The following is a 16,870-nucleotide window of genomic DNA, read 5'->3' as shown; positions in this document are numbered from 1 at the left end:
GTGGCGACGCCGGTCAGCGCCACCACTCCCAGCTACCAGGCATACCACCTCTACGGGGGTCAACCCAGTAACTGGACGTGCGGGGCGACGGAAACCGTAGACAGTGTCGGAATCTATGCCCGTACGTGCATAGTCTTGGCATCCGACGGAGCCTCTTATCAAGATGTGACGATTGTCAACAACACCACCGGTTCATCCCAGCAAGTCAATACTACGTCAAGCTCTTCCCAGAACAATAACCAGGATCCGATTTACGGGTTCTGCCTGGGCTTCGCCAACAACTCAACGCAGCAGCCGCTTGCGGCGCACACGGCGTACTACTGCCCCGGCAAGACATATACCGCCCCGCACGGGGCCAGCCTCTCCGGAAGCGGCTACAGCATAAGCGCCAGCGGTAGTCAGGGGTCAACATCCGTAAGCGGCGTAATCCGCTAAGGGGACCCTGAGTCTGGAGTTCTATTCATAAGGATTCAGAGCGAAGCGGGCGAAGTCGAGCAGTCCGATGACCACTCCGAATTCGATCGGGGCGCGGGCCACCGGGGTGATCTCAGCAGGCATCTCTGGCTGATCGGGCGTGATCTTCTGGAAGTTCACAGCGCAGACGTGGGGCCCAGTGGCAGAAGGGTTCCGACTAAGCTCGCTGTTGAACCTTTTCGGCAGGCTTGGTGCCCTTTTGATGATGAGCAGGTCTGCTGTAGGCCTCGCCGGTGGCGAGGACCCGGCCGACGTCGTGGACGGCGGCCCGCTGGCGGTTGTGGGAGCCGGGCGGCCGTCCGGGGCCTGGGCGTGTCGGTTTCGGCGCACGGGTTGGCGACGGGATCTTCGCGCGGAGGTTCCGAAACCCGCAGCGGACCCGGGCGGGGTGAGACGGTCGGGCTCCAGCGGCTTCTCCCACGGCCGGCGCAGGTCGGAGGGGAGTGGCCGGGCCAGGCCGAAGCTGGGTGTGGGCGTCGATCGTGATCCAGGTCCAGCGATCGGCGGCGGCCGGGTCACGAAGCCTCGGGGCGGCCCAGCCCAGGGCTTGCTTCAGCAGCCTGAAGGTGTGCTCGATATCGAACCTTCGCAGGAACGCCGTCCATGCCCGGCGCACTGTAGGCGTCCCGATGTGCTCCCACCTGGGATGGACGTGCCGAGGCTCGGCCCCCCACCCCACTGGGGAAGCCGGGCCTCGGCCTGTGTCGCGGCGTCCGTCGGCGCCCCACAACGCCGAACGTCCGCCCTTCCTACACCACTTTGACGTTTGGGCCAGGCCGCCGGTTCCGGCTGTCCGCAACGTATTTTGGGCGACCGCCGCGCCGGGGGTGATCGAGCTCTGCAGGGCGAAGACTGTGGGACAGGGGCTGTCCACGATCGCGTTCGCTCAAACATTCTCCAAGCCGGATCGGACCCGAGACGGCGTTCTCTGCCCTCGAGGGCAGAGAACGCCGTCGAGTGAATCAGAGCGTTGACCGACAACCTGATCGTCCTGGCCGGGGACGGGGCGTCCTTCCAGGACGTGACGATCGTCAACAACACGGCCGGTACGCCGCGGCAGGTCAACACTGAATCCAATTTCACCAGGAACGATGACAGTTCTTGGCGGGATTGCCTCGTGCACAACGTTATTCGCTGAGTAGTGCTGGAGCCGACATCCGTCGGCAATCTGCCATCCGCAATGGCGAGGAATCACAGCCAGCCGCGGCGCGCGGCCTCGACGCCGGCCTCGAAACGGCTCTCGGCGTCGAGCCGGTCCATCAGGTCGGCCATGATGCGCCGGACCGTGCGGGCCGAGATGCCCAGGCGCTTGGCCGCGGCCTCGTCGGTGAGGCCGTCGGCGAGCAGGCGCAGCAGATGCCGGTCGGTGGGGGACAGTGTGGCGCCGGAATCGGCGACCGAGGGCATGCCGAGTGGGACGGCGTCCATCCAGATCAGTTCGAACAGTGCGGTGAGCTGGTCGATCAGTCCGGGCTCGCGGACACAGAGCGCGCCCACGCTGGCCTCGTTCGGCTTGATCGGCACGACGGCGGTCTTGCCGTCCACGATGAGCAGGCGGCGGGTGACGGCGGGGGAGAGGCGGATCTCGCTGCCGCGCTCGGCCATCCACTTGCCGTAGGCGATGGTGGTGGGGTCCTGCCGGACCGTGGAGTGGTAGAGGATGCGGGAGCGGACACGGCGGGTCATGTCCTCGTCGAGAGCCTCCGCCGCCTTCAGCGTCGCGGCCGGTACCGCACTGCCCGGGACCATCGAGAGCACCTCGTCGCTCGCGCCGGCCAGGAGCTGCTCCAGTTCGGCCTGCACCGCGTCCAGGCCGAACAGCCGCTCGGCCAGTTTGCGGTCGGCCACCGCCGCCCGGCCCGCGGCCACGGCGTCGCGGCCGGCGGCCAGTTCCGCCTCCTGCCGCTGCACCAGCAATTGCATTCCGGCCACCAGGGACACCGGGTACAGCTCTCCGGGCTGTTCGCGCGAGGGGCGCAGCAAAGCCAGCTCGACGAGCCGGTCCAGGGTGTCCCGGATCCGTCCCTCTTCCTGGCCCAGCCGGTCCTTCAGCTCGCGGACACCTACTGAAGGGTCGGCGAGCATCGCGCTGTAGACCGCTTGCGCTAGCGGATCCAGTCCCAGCGAACCAAGCACGGCACACCCCCTTTTTGGTATATCCGGCCTCCATTTTGCCGGACCCATGCTCGCAGCCGGACCCTTGGCGATCAAGGGGGATACCGCACGATTCCGGATACAGGGTTGTGGCCGGGACCGGCCTGTCCTAAGGCGGACGGGCCTGCACCGTTCCCCGCTGGGCCTGCCACGGGCGAGACTCGAACCGGCGCCGGATCCCGGCGCACCGGCCCGCCCCCCGCTTCTGTTTATCGGGCCCCACAAAACCCACCCCGAAGAATGGATTCGCCGTGTCTCGCTTCAAGCATGTCCTCATGGGCTCCGTGGTCGTCGCCGCGCTGGTCGCGGTACCTGTTGTCCCGGCGGTGGCGCAGCAAACGCCCGCGTCGCACGCCACCGTCACCGCGGCCGCCGTCACGCCCGACTGTGCCGGCTGCTGGGTCCCGGGGATCTGAGCGGAAGAAGGAAGAGCAATGGACCTGATCATGGTGGCAGTGCAGCGCGCCGGCTTCGCGGGGGACCGCGGCCTGGCCGCGGCGACCCTCCGCTACGCCCTGCAGGCTGTCTCCGGCGACTCCCCACGCGCCCTGGAGCACGCCCACGTCGTCGTCGACGAAGCCGGCGTCTTCCCGGCCCGCCTGGTGGCCGGCCTGTACCTCTCCTCCGACCCGGACGCCCCGTACTCGGTGCGGGACACCGCGACCGCATTGGTGCGGCGCGCCCTGACCACCTCGCCGATGCTGGAGGACTGGAGTGTGGACTGGGTCGAGGGCCCATACGGATACGAGTTGCTGGGCGGTCTCGACGCTCTCGAGGACAGTGCGAGCCCGTTGCACAACTGACTGTGCGGCCCGGCCCGCAGTCGGTTGCGGAGGTGTGCCCCACCGGAAACTTTCGGCGGGGCACACCTCTTATACTTTTTTGGACCTATACATCCCATTAGCGCGTTTCCGACCATGCCGGTCAATCGTTGATCCAGCATGCGAATGGCGTTGCGGAGGATCGACCCGTTGGCGGCGGCGGTGGCCGTCCTCGCCTTGGCGCTGCGTGTCCCGCTGGTGGTGGCGGCGCTACCCGGTCTCGGCAATTCCGACGAGCCGCTGAACGTATCCGTCGGGCTGCGCATGGCGTCCGACGGGACATTGGACGCGCACAGCTATCGCTACCCGGGCCTTCTCTATGGGGTCATCGTCGGGGTGACGGATACCTTCCGTGCAGTGGGGATCCGCGTACCCACGCACGGAGCGATGCGGATCGAGAACCTCGGTGTGGCGCACACGGACTCCCGTGCCTTCATCGTGGCGATCCGGCTTGTGGGGGTCCTGGTGTCGGTCGCTACATGCCTTCTGGTGTGGGCCACAGTGCGGGAAGTGCTTAAGGCGTCAGAGCTGCCGGAACGCTGGGCCCGCATCGCGGCTGCGGTCGCCGCGGCCACGGTGGCGGTGTCCCCGTTGGCGGCGGCCAACAGCGCCTACGCGACTCCGGACGTATATGCGGGATTCGCTGTAGCGCTTACCTTGTATGGCGCTACCCGGGTTCTTCGTGGCGCGCGCTATGCGGACCTCCTCTGTGGACTCGGTGTGGGGATCGCATTGGGCGCCAAGTACCTCGTCGCCGCGGTGCTTCCGGTAGTCGTCGCCTATTTATTGGCGCCCGGACTACGTGCCGAGCGCGGCAGGCGAATGATCAGAATCACCGGAGTCACCGCCATCGCGGCGGCCGTGTTCGCGCTGACCACGCCGGGGATCCTCACCCATCCCGTCGCGGTTCTCGACGGATTGCGAGCCGAAGCCGTCCATTATCAAGACGGCCATGTCGGCGCGCAGGGCGGTGCGCCCGGCTACTACCTGAGCGCGCTCTTCCGTGATCAACCTTTGCTATTGGCCGCCGCCGCGGTGGCGGCCGTCGCGATGTTCCGCACGGCCGGCCTCATTCGCAGAACCTTGATCACCGGCTTCGCTTATGCGATTCCGCAGTTCTTTCTCCTGGCCGTGATGACCGTGCGCTTCGACCGCAATCTCGTCCAGCTGACCCCGGCGCTCGCGGTCCTCGCCGGCGTGGCGGTCCCGGCGGTGTTCCCGGCGGTGGTCCCGCGGACATACTCGCGGGCGGCCGCGGCCGTCGCGGTCCTAGCCGCGGTCGTCCCCCTGGCCGTCGCGGTGCGCCTCTATCCGCGGCTCGACGAGCACTCGCGGGTCGAGGCCGCCGCCTGGGTCGTCCGGAACGTCCCCGGGCACGAGCCGGTGGCCGTGGAGAGTTACGGTCCGTGGCTGGATCCTTCCCGCTATCGCCTGGTCCCGCTCACCTTCGCGGCGGACAAGCCGACCGTGGACGCCCGCGCCCTCATCCTGACCGAGCACGCCGCCGGCCGCTTCCTGTCGGATCCGGCGGACCACCCCCGGGAGGCCGCGGCGTACCGGCAGATCATGAGCCGTTACCGACTTGCAGCACGATTCACAGACGGCTCGTGGATCGAGGTCTACGTGCCGCGGAAGACGGCGGGGACCGCCGCGCGGCCAGCGCGTTAGCCGGGTCACCCGTCCGGCGCAGCGGCGGCTTTCCCTTCCCGGGGCGGGACCCCACTAGCATTCCCATGTGACAAACGACCGCCGCCTCAGTGCCCGGCGCCCACGCGTGGCGATGCTCGTCGCCAACGACGTCCGCCTGGACTCGCGGGTGCAGAAAGCCGCCTACAGCGCCGCGGAGGCCGGCTACGACGTCCTCCTGCTCGGCTACGAGCCGAACCGCAAGGGGCGTCCATCGGACCCGGCCTACATCGGCGCGGCGCAGGTCGTGCGCACCGGGCTGCACAACAAGTGGCAGATCGCGCAGTGGCCGCTGAAGGACGGCGGGGCGCCGAGCCTGCGGTTGATGCCCTTCCGGGCGCTGTCGTTCGCGTCGTCGCTCGACTACAAGACGCGGCGCCGCATCGTGCAGCGGATCAAGGAGCCCGGCACCGGCGACGGCAGCATGAAGCACCGCGCCAAGGAGATGCTCTGGAAGGTCTACTTCCGGGACGGTGACTGGCGGCGCACGGCCCGGCACCTGCTGTGGCTGGAGTCGAGCTGGTCGGCGCTGATCGAGGAGTTCGAGCCGGACCTCATCCACGCCCACGACATGCACACCCCCGGCATCGCCGTGCGGGTGGCCGACAAGCTGGGCCGCAAGGGCAAGCGGCCGAAGGTGCTCTACGACGCCCACGAGTTCGTGGCCGGCGTCTCCATGCCGGAGCAGCGGCGGCTGGCCTACGTCGGGCTGGAGGGCGAGTACGTCCGCAAGGCCGACGCCGTCATCACCGTCTCCCCGTTGCTCGCGCAGTGGCTGCAGGAGCGCTACCACCTCACCGAGACGCCCGGCGTCGTGGCCAACGCCCCGATGCTGCACGTGCCCGGCGAAGAGCGCGACGAAGCGGACAAAGCAGGCGAATCAGACTCCGCCGAGGCCCCGAACCTGGAAGCCCCGAACCTGGAAGCACCGAGCCTGCGCAAGGCCTGCGGCCTGGCCGACGACGTCCCGCTGCTGGTCTACTCCGGCGCGGTCTCGCCGATGCGCGGCATCGCGACCATGGTCGCGGGCCTGCCGGAGCTGCCGGACGTGCACGTGGCGGTGGTCCGCGGCGCCGACACCGAGTTCACCCGCGCGCTGCAGAAGCAGGCCGAGGAACTCGGGGTGGGCGACCGGCTGCACATGGTCGGCTACGTGGCGCCGCACCTGGTCCCGCAGTACCTGGCCTCCGCGGACATCGGCGTGATCCCGATCCTGCACACCCCGAACCACGAGGTGGCACTGATCACGAAGTACTACGAGTACATGCACGCCAAGCTGCCGATCGTGGTCTCCGACGTGCAGGCGATGGCGGACTTCACCCGCGAGTTGGGCAACGGCGAGGTCTTCACCGCCGAGGACGCCCACGAGTACGCTCAGGCGGTCGCCAAGGTGCTCGCCGACCGGCCCGCCTACGCGTCCCGTTACACTGACGACTTGCTGGCGGCCAACTCCTGGGAGGGCCAGGCCGAGGTACTGGGCGGGGTGTACACGCGGCTGCTGGGGCGGGCACCGGAACCGCGGACGGGGGTCCGGGCGTTCGGCGAGACAGATGGGCCGAACGCTTAGGGTGTAAACCACGGGGACATCGGCGGACTGCATAGCGTTGCCCGATAGTGTGACCGATCTACAGCACGACCCTGACCCCCATTCAGGCGCAACCTAGTAAGTGGAGTGTGAGCGTGGCGACCGCCACCAGTGAGACGGGATCCTTGGAGGACACCCGTACGAAGGCCCCCGAACCCCCGCGCCCGGCCGAGCAGGTTCACGTCTTCGAGCCCTACCGATACGCGCTGCCCAAGCTGGGCCCGTATTTCCGGGACGTGTGGGCCCGGCGTCAGTTCGCCACCCACATGGCGTCCTCGACCCTGAAGGGCCAGCACTTCGACAGCTTCTTCGGCCAGTTCTGGCTGGTGCTGAACCCGATGCTGCTGGCGCTGGTGTACTTCCTGCTGACCAGCGTGCTGGGCGGGCAGAGCGGCGCCGGCACCAGCGCGATGAACCATTTCGTCGGACTTTTGACCGGTCTGTTCGCGTTCTTCTACACACGCAACGTGATCCAGTTCGCCGCCAGCTCGATCACCGGCGGCGGCAAGATGATCATCAACATGTCGTTCCCGAAGATACTGCTGCCGCTGTCGACGACGTTCACGGCGATGCTGACGTACTTCCCGACGCTGTTGGTTTACGCCTGCTTCTACATCGGCGTGCATCACAGCGTCACGGTGAACATCCTGTGGATCATCCCGATCTTCATCATCCAGACGGTCTTCAGCTTCGGGCTGGGGCTGCTGTTCGCGGCGGTGACGCTGTACTTCCGCGACATGTCGACGCTGCTGCCCTACGTGCTGCGCATCTGGATGTACATCACCCCGGTGCTGTTCTCCTTGAGCTACGTGAAGTCCGAGGTCGCGGCCGGGAAGCTGCCGCACGCGATCGAGGCCGTGTACAAGTGGGATCCCTTCTCGCCGATCATCAACTCCTGGAACACGGTGCTGGTCGGCAACGGCCCGCGACCGTTCGCCCACGGAGCCTCTTACGCCCCGCAGTTGTCGGAGCTCCTTGTCGGCGCCGTGTGCGCCACCGTCGCGCTGGTCGTCGGCGCCTGGTACTTCATGTCGAGGGAGCGTGAGTTCGCTGTCCGCCTCTGAAACCGTCGAGACCGTGGAGACCGCCCCCGTGGCGGAGCAGACCAAGGTCATCGAGAAGCAGCAGGAGAAGCGCCTGGCCATCAAGGTCGAGGACCTCCACCTGTACTACCGCACCAAGGCCGAGGCCAACCCGACCCTGAAGGCCGCGCTGATCCGCAAGGCCAAGCGCCAGAAGGTCGAGCAGAAGGTCATCAAGGCGGTCAACGGCGTCTCCTTCGAGGTGCCGCACGGCACCGTGCTGGGCGTCATCGGCCACAACGGCGCCGGCAAGTCCACGCTGCTGCGTGCGCTCTCCGGGATCCTGCCCCCCACGCAGGGTCGCGTGGAGGTGCGCGGCCGGGTGTCCACGCTGCTGGCCCTGGGCGTCGGCTTCAACCAGAACCTCACCGGCCGGGAGAACATCGTCCTGGGCGGGCTCGCGCAGGGCTGGTCGAAGGACCAGATCCGCGAGAAGGAGAACGCGATCATCGACTTCGCCGACCTCGACACGCTCTCGGAGGGCGCGATCGACCGGGCGATGAAGACGTACTCCTCGGGCATGTACGCGCGCGTGGCCTTCGCGGTCGGCGTGCACATGGACCCGGACATCCTGCTCGTGGACGAGGCCCTGTCCGCCGGTGACGCGCGGTTCAAGGAGAAGGCCACCGAGAAGATGCTGGAGCTGTGCGAGAACGCCCGCACCATCGTGCTGGTCTCGCACGGCCTGGAGACGGTCCGGCACATGTCCAACCACTGCATCTGGATGGACCACGGCAACCTGGTGGGGGCCGGCGACCCGGACGAGGTCATCGACGCCTACATCGAGAAGCAGCGCAAGGACCGCGAGGACGCCGACCGCAAGAAGGCCGCCGCCGAGGCCAAGGAGGCCCAGGAGGACCAGGCGCTCGCGGCCAAGGCCGAGAAGACCAAGGAAGCGCTGCACAAGGCCATCGGAGAGGACGTCTGAGCAAGGCATGGCCCCCACCATCGACGTCTCGATCATCACCGGCGGGCACGACGTCGCCGACGCCAGGCTGCACCGCCTGGCCGCCGCGCTGCGCCGGGCCGGCCTGGCCGTCGAGGTGGTCGGCCTCGGGGCGCCCGAGGCCGGCCCGGCCGACTGCGCGGTGCGCACGCTGGGCGCCCGTTCGGCCAAGAAGCGCCTCAAGGCGGACCTGACGCTGCCCTTCAAGGCGCGCGGCAAGGTCCTGCTGACCGTCGACCCGGACATGGTGCCGGGCGCGACGCTGGCGCGCTGGTTCAAGGGCCGCAAGGTCGTGGCCGACGTCCACGAGGACTACCTGAAGCTGCTCAAGGACCGCGCCTGGGCCCGGGCCTCGTGGAAGAAGAGCCTGGCCACCTTCGCGGTCCGGTTCTGCACGTTCTGGACCAAGCGCGCGAACATCACCGTCGTGGCCGACGACCACGTGCCGCCGATGAAGGGCCGCGAGCGCCTGGTGGTGAAGAACCTCCCGGACTTCTCCTTCCTGCCGGCCCCCGGCGACCCGGACACCGCGGTGCCGCGCGCCATCTACATCGGCGACGTGCGGCGCTCGCGCGGCCTGCAGGCGATGCTGGCCGCGGTGGAGGGCACCTACACCTGGGAGCTCGACGTGGTCGGCCCGGTCCAGCCGGGCGACCAGGCCTGGCTGGACACCTGGCACGCGACCTCCAGCGAGCAGGTGCGCAACCGGATCCGGTTCCACGGGCGTCTGGACCCTCAGAAGGCCTGGGCGCTGGCCGACGGGGCGTGGGCCGGGCTCGTGCTCCTGGACGACACCCCGGCCTTCCGCGAGGCGGTGCCGAGCAAGCTGTACGAGTACCTGGCCGTCGGTCTGGCCGTGGTGGCCACGCCGCTGCCGCGGATGGCCGAGCTGGTCACCGAGTCCGGGGCGGGCGAGGTGGTGGCGGACCCCGCCGCCGCGTCGGTTACGCTGCGGCGGTGGTCGGAGGACTACGAGGAGCTCGAGAAGGCGCGCCGCAACGCCCGCAAGTGGGCCTCGGAGCACCTCACCGGAGCCTCGCCGTACGACACGCTCGCGGAGCAGATCCGCGGGCTGGCCAAGCACTGAAGCCACAACGCAATGGGCCGCCGAGCCCACGGCCGAGCGGGCCGCGACCCGGCACCGCGCGATCGACCCCGGAGAACCGAGAGTGACTGAACAGAAGCAGGGTGGCCGGGAAGGCGTGCGGATCCTGCCCAGCGCCGACGTGGACGACCGCGCGGAGATCGGCGAGGGCACCAGCGTCTGGCACCTGGCCCAGGTGCGCGAGGGCGCCAAGGTCGGCCGCAACGTCGTGATCGGGCGCGGCGCCTACATCGGCCCGGACGTGCCGGTCGGCGACAACTGCAAGATCCAGAACCACGCGCTGGTCTACGAGCCGGCGGTGCTGGAGCCCGGCGTGTTCATCGGCCCGGCGGTGGTCCTCACCAACGACCACTACCCGCGCGCGGTCAACGCCGACGGCACGCCCAAGTCCGCCCACGACTGGACCCCGGTCGGCGTCACGCTGCGCGAGGGCGCCTCGGTCGGCGCGCGCTCGGTGTGCATCGCCCCGGTGACCATCGGCCGCTGGGCCCTGGTCGCGGCCGGCTCCGTGGTGAACAAGGACGTCCCGGACTTCGCGCTCGTCGCGGGCGTCCCGGCGAAGCGCCTGCGCTGGGTCGGCAAGGCCGGCGAGCCGCTGGAGGACCGCGGCGACGGATTGTTCGTCTGTCCCAAGGACGGATCCGAGTACGTTGAGATCGACGGCGTGTTGAAGGAGAAGGCATGACGCTCCCGTTCATTCCCCCGGCCCGTCCGGTGACCGGCGAGGATGAGATCGAGGCCGTGGTGCGCGTCATGCGGACCGGGCAGGTCGCCTCGGGACCGGAGGTCGAGGCCTTCGAGAACGAGTTCTCGCAGCTGGTTGACGGCCTGCACTGTGTGGCCGTGAACTCCGGCACCTCGGCGCTGCACCTGTCGGTGCTGGCGCTGGGCGTCAAGCCGGGCGACGAGGTCATCATGCCCTCGTTCTCCTTCGCCGCGACCGCGAACTCGGTGGCGATCGTCGGCGCGGTGCCGGTGTTCGTGGACATCGAGCGCGACTCGTTCAACATCGACCCGGCCGCGATCGAGGCCGCGATCACCGACAAGACCGTGGCCATCATGCCGGTGCACCTGTACGGGCACCCGGCGGCGATGGGCGCGATCATGGAGATCGCCCGCAAGCACGGTCTGAAGGTCATCGAGGACTCGGCCCAGGCGGTCGGCGCGTCCCTGGACGGCAAGGCGATCAGCACCTTCGGCGACGCCGCGTGCATCAGCCTGTACCCGACCAAGAACATCCACTCCATCGAGGGCGGCATCGTGGTCACCCCCGACGCCGAGGTCGCGCGGCAGGTCCGCCTGCTGCGCAACCAGGGCATGGAGGAGCGTTACAAGAACGAGGTCATCGGCCTGAACAACCGGCTGTCCAGCGTGCACGCGGCGGTCGGCCGGGTGCAGCTGGCCAAGCTGGCCGGCTGGACCAAGCAGCGCCAGGAGAACGCCAAGTACTTCGACACTCATCTGCAGGGCGTCGGCGTGCCGCCGGTCGCCGCGGGCGCCGAGCACGTCTACCACCAGTACACGATCCGCGTCACCGACGAGGTCGAGGGCGGTCGCGACGGTCTGGCCGAGCGTCTGAAGGAGCGCGGCATCGGCACCGGGATGTACTACCCGATCCCGATTCACCGGCTGCCGTCCTTCCAGCGTCCTGATGTCCTGTCGCGGGTGTCCGGTGATCTGGTCGAGACGGAGAAGGCCGCGGCTGAGGCGCTGTCGTTGCCGGTGATGCCGACCCTGGCGTCCGAGGAGTTGGAGCGGATCGTGGCCGGGGTGAACGCGCTGTGAGCGGGGCTGAGGGTAAGAAGCTGCGCGCGGGCCTGATCGGTCTGGGCATGATGGGCCGGCACCACGCGCGGGTGCTGGGTTCGCTGGACGGCGTGGAGCTGGTCGCGGTCGCCGACCCCGGCGGCGACCAGCACGGCGCGGCCGGCGGCCGCCCGGTGCTCGGCGGCGTCGAGGAGCTGATCGCGGCGGGCATCGACTTCGCCGTGGTCGCGGTGCCGACGGTGTTCCACGCCGAGACCGGCCTGGCGCTGGCCGAGGCCGGCATCCACACGCTGATCGAGAAGCCTTTAGCGCCGGACGTGGAGTCCGCGACGCAGCTGACCGAGACCTTCGAGCGGGCCGGCCTGGTCGGCGCGGTCGGCCACATCGAGCGCTTCAACCCCTCGCTGCAGAACCTGCGCAAGCGGCTGGAGCACGGCGAGCTCGGCGAGGTCTTCCAGGTCGTCACCCGGCGCCAGGGCCCGTTCCCGAACCGGATCGCCGACGTCGGCGTGGTGAAGGACCTGGCCACCCACGACATCGACTCCACGGCCTGGGTGACCCGCCAGACCTACACCTCGATCTCGGCCCACACCGCCTACCGCTCGGGCCGCGAGCACGAGGACCTGATCGCGATGACCGGCCGGCTGGCCGACGGCACCGTGGTCAACCACCTGGTGAACTGGCTGTCGCCGATGAAGGAGCGGGTGACGATCGTCACCGGCGAGAAGGGCTGCTTCGTCGCCGACACGCTGGCCGCCGACCTGACGTTCTACGCGAACGCCTCGGCCCCGACGATCCCCACCTGGGAGGCGATGCAGGCCTTCCGCGGCGTGTCCGAGGGCGACATGGTGCGCTTCGCGATCCCGAAGCCCGAACCCCTGCGCACCGAGCTCGAGGCGTTCCGCGACGCGGTCCTGGACGTCGAGGGCGGCCGCGACCGCATCGTGAGCATGCGCCAGGGCCTGCAGGTCGTGCGGGTGGCCGAGGCCGCGCTGGACTCGGCCGCGAAGGGCGCGACCGTGGAGCTGTGAGCCGTGTCCGGAACAGGCCGTTGACCTGCTGAGGACGCCGAGTGATCAGGGCCCCCGAATCCGGGTAACCGGATTCCGGGGGCCCTTCACGCGTTCTTTACCTGAGTTTGACGACCTTCACGAAACTCTAAGAGTCGTCACGGAGACTGTGATCTCCCGACTCGGGACGAGTCCGCACCATGCCTGATGAAAGGGGCTGGATCCTTGGAGAACGAGCAGCCTCCACCGCATGTCAGTGTGGTTCTGCCGTGTTTCAACGAGGAGGCGCACGTTCTGCTGGAGATCCAGCGGATCTGTGCGGCGTTGGACGCCATGGACTACCCGTACGAGGTGCTGGCGATCGACGACGCCTCGACCGACGGGACACTGGAGGTGTTGCGCAAGGCGGAGATCGAGTATCCGTCGGTGAAGGTGGTGGCCTTCAACCGGAACGGCGGGGCCGGGACGGTGCGGCGGATCGGGTCGAAGATGGCCCGGGGCGACATCGTGGTGTGGACCGATGCCGACATGTCGTATCCGAACGAGCGGATCCCCGAGTTGGTGGAGATGCTCGATTTCGATGCGGACATAGATCAGGTGGTGGGTGCTCGCAAGGCCGAGATGGGGTCGCACCGGTTGTTGCGGATCCCGGCCAAGTGGGTGATCCGCAAGATCGCGGAGAAGCTGACCAACCAGAAGATCCCGGACTTGAACTCGGGGCTGCGGGCGATGCGGCGTGAGGTGGCGTTGCCGTATCTGCGGCTGCTGCCGCCCGGGTTCTCCTGTGTCACCACGATCACGTTGGCGTTCATGTCCAACCAGCATCCCGTGGTGTACATGCCGATCGACTACGCGAAGCGGGCCGGCAAGTCGAAGTTCCGGTTCGTGACCGACGCCTACCGGTACATCCTGCAGGTGCTGCGGATGGTGATGTACTTCAACCCGCTGAAGGTCCTGATGCCGCCGGCACTGTGGCTGATCGGGATCGGCGTTGTGAAGGCGGTGTTCGACTTGGTGGTGCACCCGGTCCGGTTCGCGCAGAACACAGCTTTGTTGTTGCTCAGCGGGCTGATCATCGCCTCGATGGCGTTGCTCGCCGACCTGATCGTGCGGTCGCGGCCGGAGTGAGCGGGCGCGGTTGGGGCGCTCGCCTGGTGACCGCCGCGTCCGTGCTGGCCGCGCTGTACCTGGCGATCGGCGGCATCGCCTCGCAGCTGGCCGGGCGCAGCGTCCTCGCCGACACCGACTACATGGTGCGATACGGCGTGTACGCGAACGCCGGTTTCGCCGACTCGCAGAGCAAGAACCTGATGCAGTCGGACGTGTACAGCGCCGAGATCCCGGCCGAGGACCTGTTCGCCAAGGGGGTCAAGTCCGGCAAGGCCACGGCCTGGGACCCCTACATCGTCGGCGGCACGCCGCTGGGGAGCATCACCAACAACGCCCTGGCCTCCCCGGTGACCGCACCGTATTACGTGCTCCCGTCCTGGCTCGCGCCGGCGTACGAGCGGCTGGCCGAGGTGCTGGTCGGTCTGGTCGGGCTCTATCTCTTCCTGCGCCGGCTGAAGCTGTCGCCGCCGGCCGCGCTGGTCGGCGGGATGGCGTACGTCTCCGGCGCCTACATGGTGGCTTGGCAGGGCTGGCCGCAGACCCGGGTCGGCGCCTTCGTGCCCTTGGTGTTCTGGGCCGTGGAGCGGCTGCTGCAACAGCGGCGCTTCCGGGACGTCGCGGTGCTCGCCGTGGTGGTCGCCTGCCTGCTGCTCGGCGGGTTCCCGTCGGTCGAGGGCTACGCGCTGCTCACCGCGGGGGTCTACGCGCTGGTGCGGACCCGCAGGATCGGGCAGCTGGCCGCGCTCGGCGCCGGCGTCGCGGCCGGCGTCGGGCTGGCGATGTTCCAGCTGCTGCCGTTCGCGAAGTTCTACTCGTCCTGGTTGATCGAGGGCCGGGGGCAGAACGGCGCCGACCATCTGGATCCGGTGTCCTTCCTGACTTCCTTCGCGCCGTGGGCGTTCGGCGGCGTGGCGTCCACCGACCAGCAGTTGTTCTACCTGGGCCCGAACGCCGTCGAAGCGCTGGGCTATGTCGGCGCGGCGGTGCTGGTGCTGGCCGTGGTCGCGGTGATGGCGGTCCGGCGCGGCCGGATCCTGTTGCCACGCGGGGTGTGGGTGTTCTTCGTCGCCGCCACCGCGATGTGGATGCTGCTCGTATACCACGGTGGCTTTCTGCTGGCGGCCGGTCAGCACATCCCGGTCCTCAGATCGCTGTTCGGGGCGAACTTCATCGGCCGGGCGCGGTGTGTCACCGGGCTGCTGCTGGCGTGCCTGGCGGCGGTCGGCTTCGAGGTGGTGCTGCGCAAGCGGTCGGAGTTCGCCGACGCTCCCGCCGGGTCGCGCGGCCGTCTCGCGCGCTGGGTGGCGCCGCGGATCACGCTTCGGCCGGGCCTGGCACGCTGGGCCGCGCCGGCCTGGGCGGCGCTGGTGGTGCTGGCGGTCGGCCTGGAGGCCTGGGCCCTGGTGGGCCAGGGGCGCAAGGTCGCGGCCGCCGACGGTGCCACCGGGTACAACGGCGGCGACGGCGCGAAGGCCACCCAGGTGGCCGTCTCCACCTACAACACGGACATCCGCCACGGACTGCTGCTGATCGCGGCCGCCGTGCTGCTGGTCGGCCTGCTGTACCTGGTGTCGCTGGTCGGCGGGTCGGTGCGGCGCCTGGGCGTGGTGCGGGTGCTCGCGGCGTGCGGGGTGGTGGCCATGGTCGCCGCCGAGGGGACGTCCTTCATAGGGCGGTTCACTCCCAGTGCTGATAAATCGACTTTCTATCCGGTGACGGACACTCAGGAGTTCCTGGCCGCGAACCTCGGCCACTCGCGCTACGCGGCCACCTCCGAGGCCTCGGTCCTCGGGACCGACTCGGTGTACGGGCTGCGCGCGCTGAACGGGCACGCGTTCCTGAACTCGGCGTTCGCGACACTGGTGAAGGGCGTGCCCGGGGACCCGGTCCCGGCGCCGACCCGGCTGGCGTTCAGCCCGGACGAGGCGCAGGCGACCAGCCCGATCCTGGACCGCCTGGGCGTCGCCTACTTCACCGCGGCGCCCAGCGAGCAGGTGTTCGGGACCGTGCACGCGGCCCAGAGCGACGGCTCCTCGGTGGACCTGCAGCCGAACGTGCCGGTCACGGTGCCGCTGCCGGTCGGGGACGACGTCCGGGCCCTGGGCCTGGTGCCGACCTCCGCGGACGACGTGTTCTCCTACGCGCCGACGTCGAGCGGCGACTGGATCGAGGTGACGGTCTCGGACGGGGCCGCCTCGGTGACGTCGAAACGGCTGACCCAGGGCATCCAGACCGGCGTGGAGTTCGACGTGCCGATCGCCCTGGACTCCCCGGCCGCGAACGGGCCGCGCACCGCGACGATCACCCTGCACTCGGCGAAGACGAAGCCGCTGGCGGTCCAGGCCGTGGCCGGCGACCCCGCGCTGGCGACGGTGACCGACCCCGGCGACGGACTGAAGCTGGTGTACGCCGGATCCTCGGTGATCTACCAGCGGCTGAACGCGCTGCCGCGCATCCGCTGGGCCGACTCCTCGGTGGTGGTGCCGAACGCCAGCTCCCGCGTGAACCTGCTGGCCTCCGGCATGCTGGACGCCTCGACGGTGGTCCTGAACAGCGGATCGGCGTTGACCGCGCCGACGGTGCTGTCGGCGGAGGCCTCCGACTCCGGGGCCGCCGCGGCGAGCCCGCCTTCGGGCACGCCCGACGGCGCGGTGACGGTGACCGGCGACGGCATGGACTCGGTGGGCGCGCAGGTGGAGTCCCAGACCCCGGGCTACCTCGTGGTCGCCGACTCCGACCAGGTCGGATGGTCGGCCACGGTGGACGGCAAGGCGGCCCGCCTGGTCCCGGCCGACCAGGGCCTGGTCGCGGTGGCGGTACCGGCCGGAGCCCATACGGTGAAGCTGCGGTACCGGTCTCCGGACAACGGCATCGGCGGCTACGCCAGCGCCGCGACGGCGTTCGCCCTCGCCGGCGGCGTGGGCGTGGAGACCTGGTGCACACGGCGCGGACGCGCACTGCCGTGGGAGCTGGCCTGGATGCGCGTCCGGGCACGGCGGGCCGCGGCGGCGGTGCCCGGCGGCGCCGGAACGGCCGATGTGGTCGCGTCCGGGAGCGGCGGCGCGGAGACTGGAGACGGTGACGTGCGCGGGCCGGATGTGCGGGAGGGAACGGGTGTCTGAGACGTCGA

The 16,870-nt window shown here is 69.3% G+C and carries 15 protein-coding genes and 1 pseudogene; 13 read left to right on the top strand and 3 right to left on the bottom strand.

The annotated features are described in order from the left end of the window. Positions 1-456: 456 nt before the first annotated feature. Both ABH926_RS00215 and ABH926_RS00210 read right to left on the bottom strand, forming a co-directional pair. A complete protein-coding gene (locus tag ABH926_RS00215) occupies positions 457-594 on the bottom strand; it encodes a hypothetical protein (RefSeq protein ID WP_370363157.1) in 138 nt (45 codons plus the stop codon). A 37-nt stretch (positions 595-631) separates the two neighbouring features. Further along, positions 632-1,090: pseudogene (locus ABH926_RS00210) on the bottom strand (transposase); the annotation flags it as partial. Between the two features lie 354 nt (positions 1,091-1,444). On the opposite strand from ABH926_RS00210, the gene ABH926_RS00205 reads away from it, so the two are divergent. Beyond that, positions 1,445-1,612 (top strand): hypothetical protein, encoded by a 168-nt coding sequence (locus tag ABH926_RS00205; RefSeq protein WP_370363156.1) that lies wholly within the window; start codon positions 1,445-1,447, stop codon positions 1,610-1,612. A 53-nt stretch (positions 1,613-1,665) separates the two neighbouring features. Here ABH926_RS00205 and ABH926_RS00200 read toward each other — a convergent pair whose 3' ends face one another. Next, the gene (locus tag ABH926_RS00200; RefSeq protein WP_370363155.1) at positions 1,666-2,610 is read right to left on the bottom strand and encodes a LuxR C-terminal-related transcriptional regulator; all 945 of its coding nucleotides are present in this window, start codon (positions 2,608-2,610) and stop codon (positions 1,666-1,668) included. 269 nt (positions 2,611-2,879) lie between these two features. On the opposite strand from ABH926_RS00200, the gene ABH926_RS00195 reads away from it, so the two are divergent. The 12 genes from ABH926_RS00195 to ABH926_RS00140 all read left to right on the top strand — a co-directional run bounded on the left by ABH926_RS00195 (position 2,880) and on the right by ABH926_RS00140 (position 16,862). Continuing rightward, on the top strand, positions 2,880-3,044 hold the full coding sequence (locus tag ABH926_RS00195) for a hypothetical protein (protein WP_370363154.1): 165 nt from the start codon (positions 2,880-2,882) through the stop codon (positions 3,042-3,044). 18 nt (positions 3,045-3,062) lie between these two features. Then, on the top strand, positions 3,063-3,431 hold the full coding sequence (locus tag ABH926_RS00190; RefSeq protein WP_370363153.1) for a hypothetical protein: 369 nt from the start codon (positions 3,063-3,065) through the stop codon (positions 3,429-3,431). A 144-nt stretch (positions 3,432-3,575) separates the two neighbouring features. After that, the gene (locus tag ABH926_RS00185) at positions 3,576-5,117 is read left to right on the top strand and encodes a glycosyltransferase family 39 protein (RefSeq protein ID WP_370363152.1); all 1,542 of its coding nucleotides are present in this window, start codon (positions 3,576-3,578) and stop codon (positions 5,115-5,117) included. Between the two features lie 67 nt (positions 5,118-5,184). Continuing rightward, complete coding sequence (locus ABH926_RS00180) at positions 5,185-6,702, top strand: glycosyltransferase family 4 protein (RefSeq protein ID WP_370363151.1); 1,518 nt, start codon at positions 5,185-5,187, stop codon at positions 6,700-6,702. Between the two features lie 113 nt (positions 6,703-6,815). Then, on the top strand, positions 6,816-7,784 hold the full coding sequence (locus ABH926_RS00175; RefSeq protein WP_370363150.1) for an ABC transporter permease: 969 nt from the start codon (positions 6,816-6,818) through the stop codon (positions 7,782-7,784). Then, entirely contained in the window at positions 7,762-8,730 is a 969-nt protein-coding gene (locus ABH926_RS00170; RefSeq protein WP_370363149.1) for an ABC transporter ATP-binding protein, read from the top strand. Before ABH926_RS00175 ends, ABH926_RS00170 begins: the two co-directional genes overlap by 23 nt. Before the next feature lie 7 nt (positions 8,731-8,737). Continuing rightward, positions 8,738-9,835: a glycosyltransferase gene (locus ABH926_RS00165; RefSeq protein ID WP_370363148.1), complete on the top strand. Its 1,098-nt coding sequence runs from the start codon at positions 8,738-8,740 to the stop codon at positions 9,833-9,835. Between the two features lie 82 nt (positions 9,836-9,917). After that, the gene (locus ABH926_RS00160; protein ID WP_370363147.1) at positions 9,918-10,538 is read left to right on the top strand and encodes an acyltransferase; all 621 of its coding nucleotides are present in this window, start codon (positions 9,918-9,920) and stop codon (positions 10,536-10,538) included. Further along, positions 10,535-11,638, top strand: a complete 1,104-nt coding sequence (locus ABH926_RS00155) for a DegT/DnrJ/EryC1/StrS family aminotransferase (RefSeq protein ID WP_370363146.1) — start codon at positions 10,535-10,537, stop codon at positions 11,636-11,638. The genes ABH926_RS00160 and ABH926_RS00155 overlap by 4 nt, the downstream gene beginning before the upstream one ends. Further along, positions 11,635-12,651 carry a Gfo/Idh/MocA family oxidoreductase gene (locus tag ABH926_RS00150; protein WP_370363145.1) on the top strand — a complete coding sequence of 339 codons (1,017 nt, stop codon included), beginning with the start codon at positions 11,635-11,637 and terminating at the stop codon, positions 12,649-12,651. Before ABH926_RS00155 ends, ABH926_RS00150 begins: the two co-directional genes overlap by 4 nt. Positions 12,652-12,837: 186 nt before the next feature. Next, positions 12,838-13,758, top strand: a complete 921-nt coding sequence (locus tag ABH926_RS00145; protein ID WP_370363144.1) for a glycosyltransferase family 2 protein — start codon at positions 12,838-12,840, stop codon at positions 13,756-13,758. 26 nt (positions 13,759-13,784) lie between these two features. Then, the gene (locus ABH926_RS00140) at positions 13,785-16,862 is read left to right on the top strand and encodes a hypothetical protein (RefSeq protein ID WP_370363143.1); all 3,078 of its coding nucleotides are present in this window, start codon (positions 13,785-13,787) and stop codon (positions 16,860-16,862) included. The last annotated feature ends 8 nt before the right edge of the window (positions 16,863-16,870 follow it).

The organism is Catenulispora sp. GP43 (assembly GCF_041260665.1).
Taxonomy (GTDB): Bacteria; Actinomycetota; Actinomycetes; order Streptomycetales; family Catenulisporaceae; genus Catenulispora.
Note: the sequence above shows the minus strand (reverse complement) of the source record. Positions and strands in the feature narration are given on the sequence as shown.

What these genes read in the sequence shown, in the direction of transcription:
- ABH926_RS00190 (WP_370363153.1), top strand. Translation starts at nt 3,063, where the DNA reads ATGGACCTGATCATGGTGGCAGTGCAGCGCGCCGGCTTCGCGGGGGAC.
- ABH926_RS00185 (WP_370363152.1), top strand. Translation starts at nt 3,576, where the DNA reads ATGGCGTTGCGGAGGATCGACCCGTTGGCGGCGGCGGTGGCCGTCCTC.
- ABH926_RS00165 (WP_370363148.1), top strand. Translation starts at nt 8,738, where the DNA reads ATGGCCCCCACCATCGACGTCTCGATCATCACCGGCGGGCACGACGTC.
- ABH926_RS00155 (WP_370363146.1), top strand. Translation starts at nt 10,535, where the DNA reads ATGACGCTCCCGTTCATTCCCCCGGCCCGTCCGGTGACCGGCGAGGAT.
- ABH926_RS00145 (WP_370363144.1), top strand. Translation starts at nt 12,838, where the DNA reads ATGAAAGGGGCTGGATCCTTGGAGAACGAGCAGCCTCCACCGCATGTC.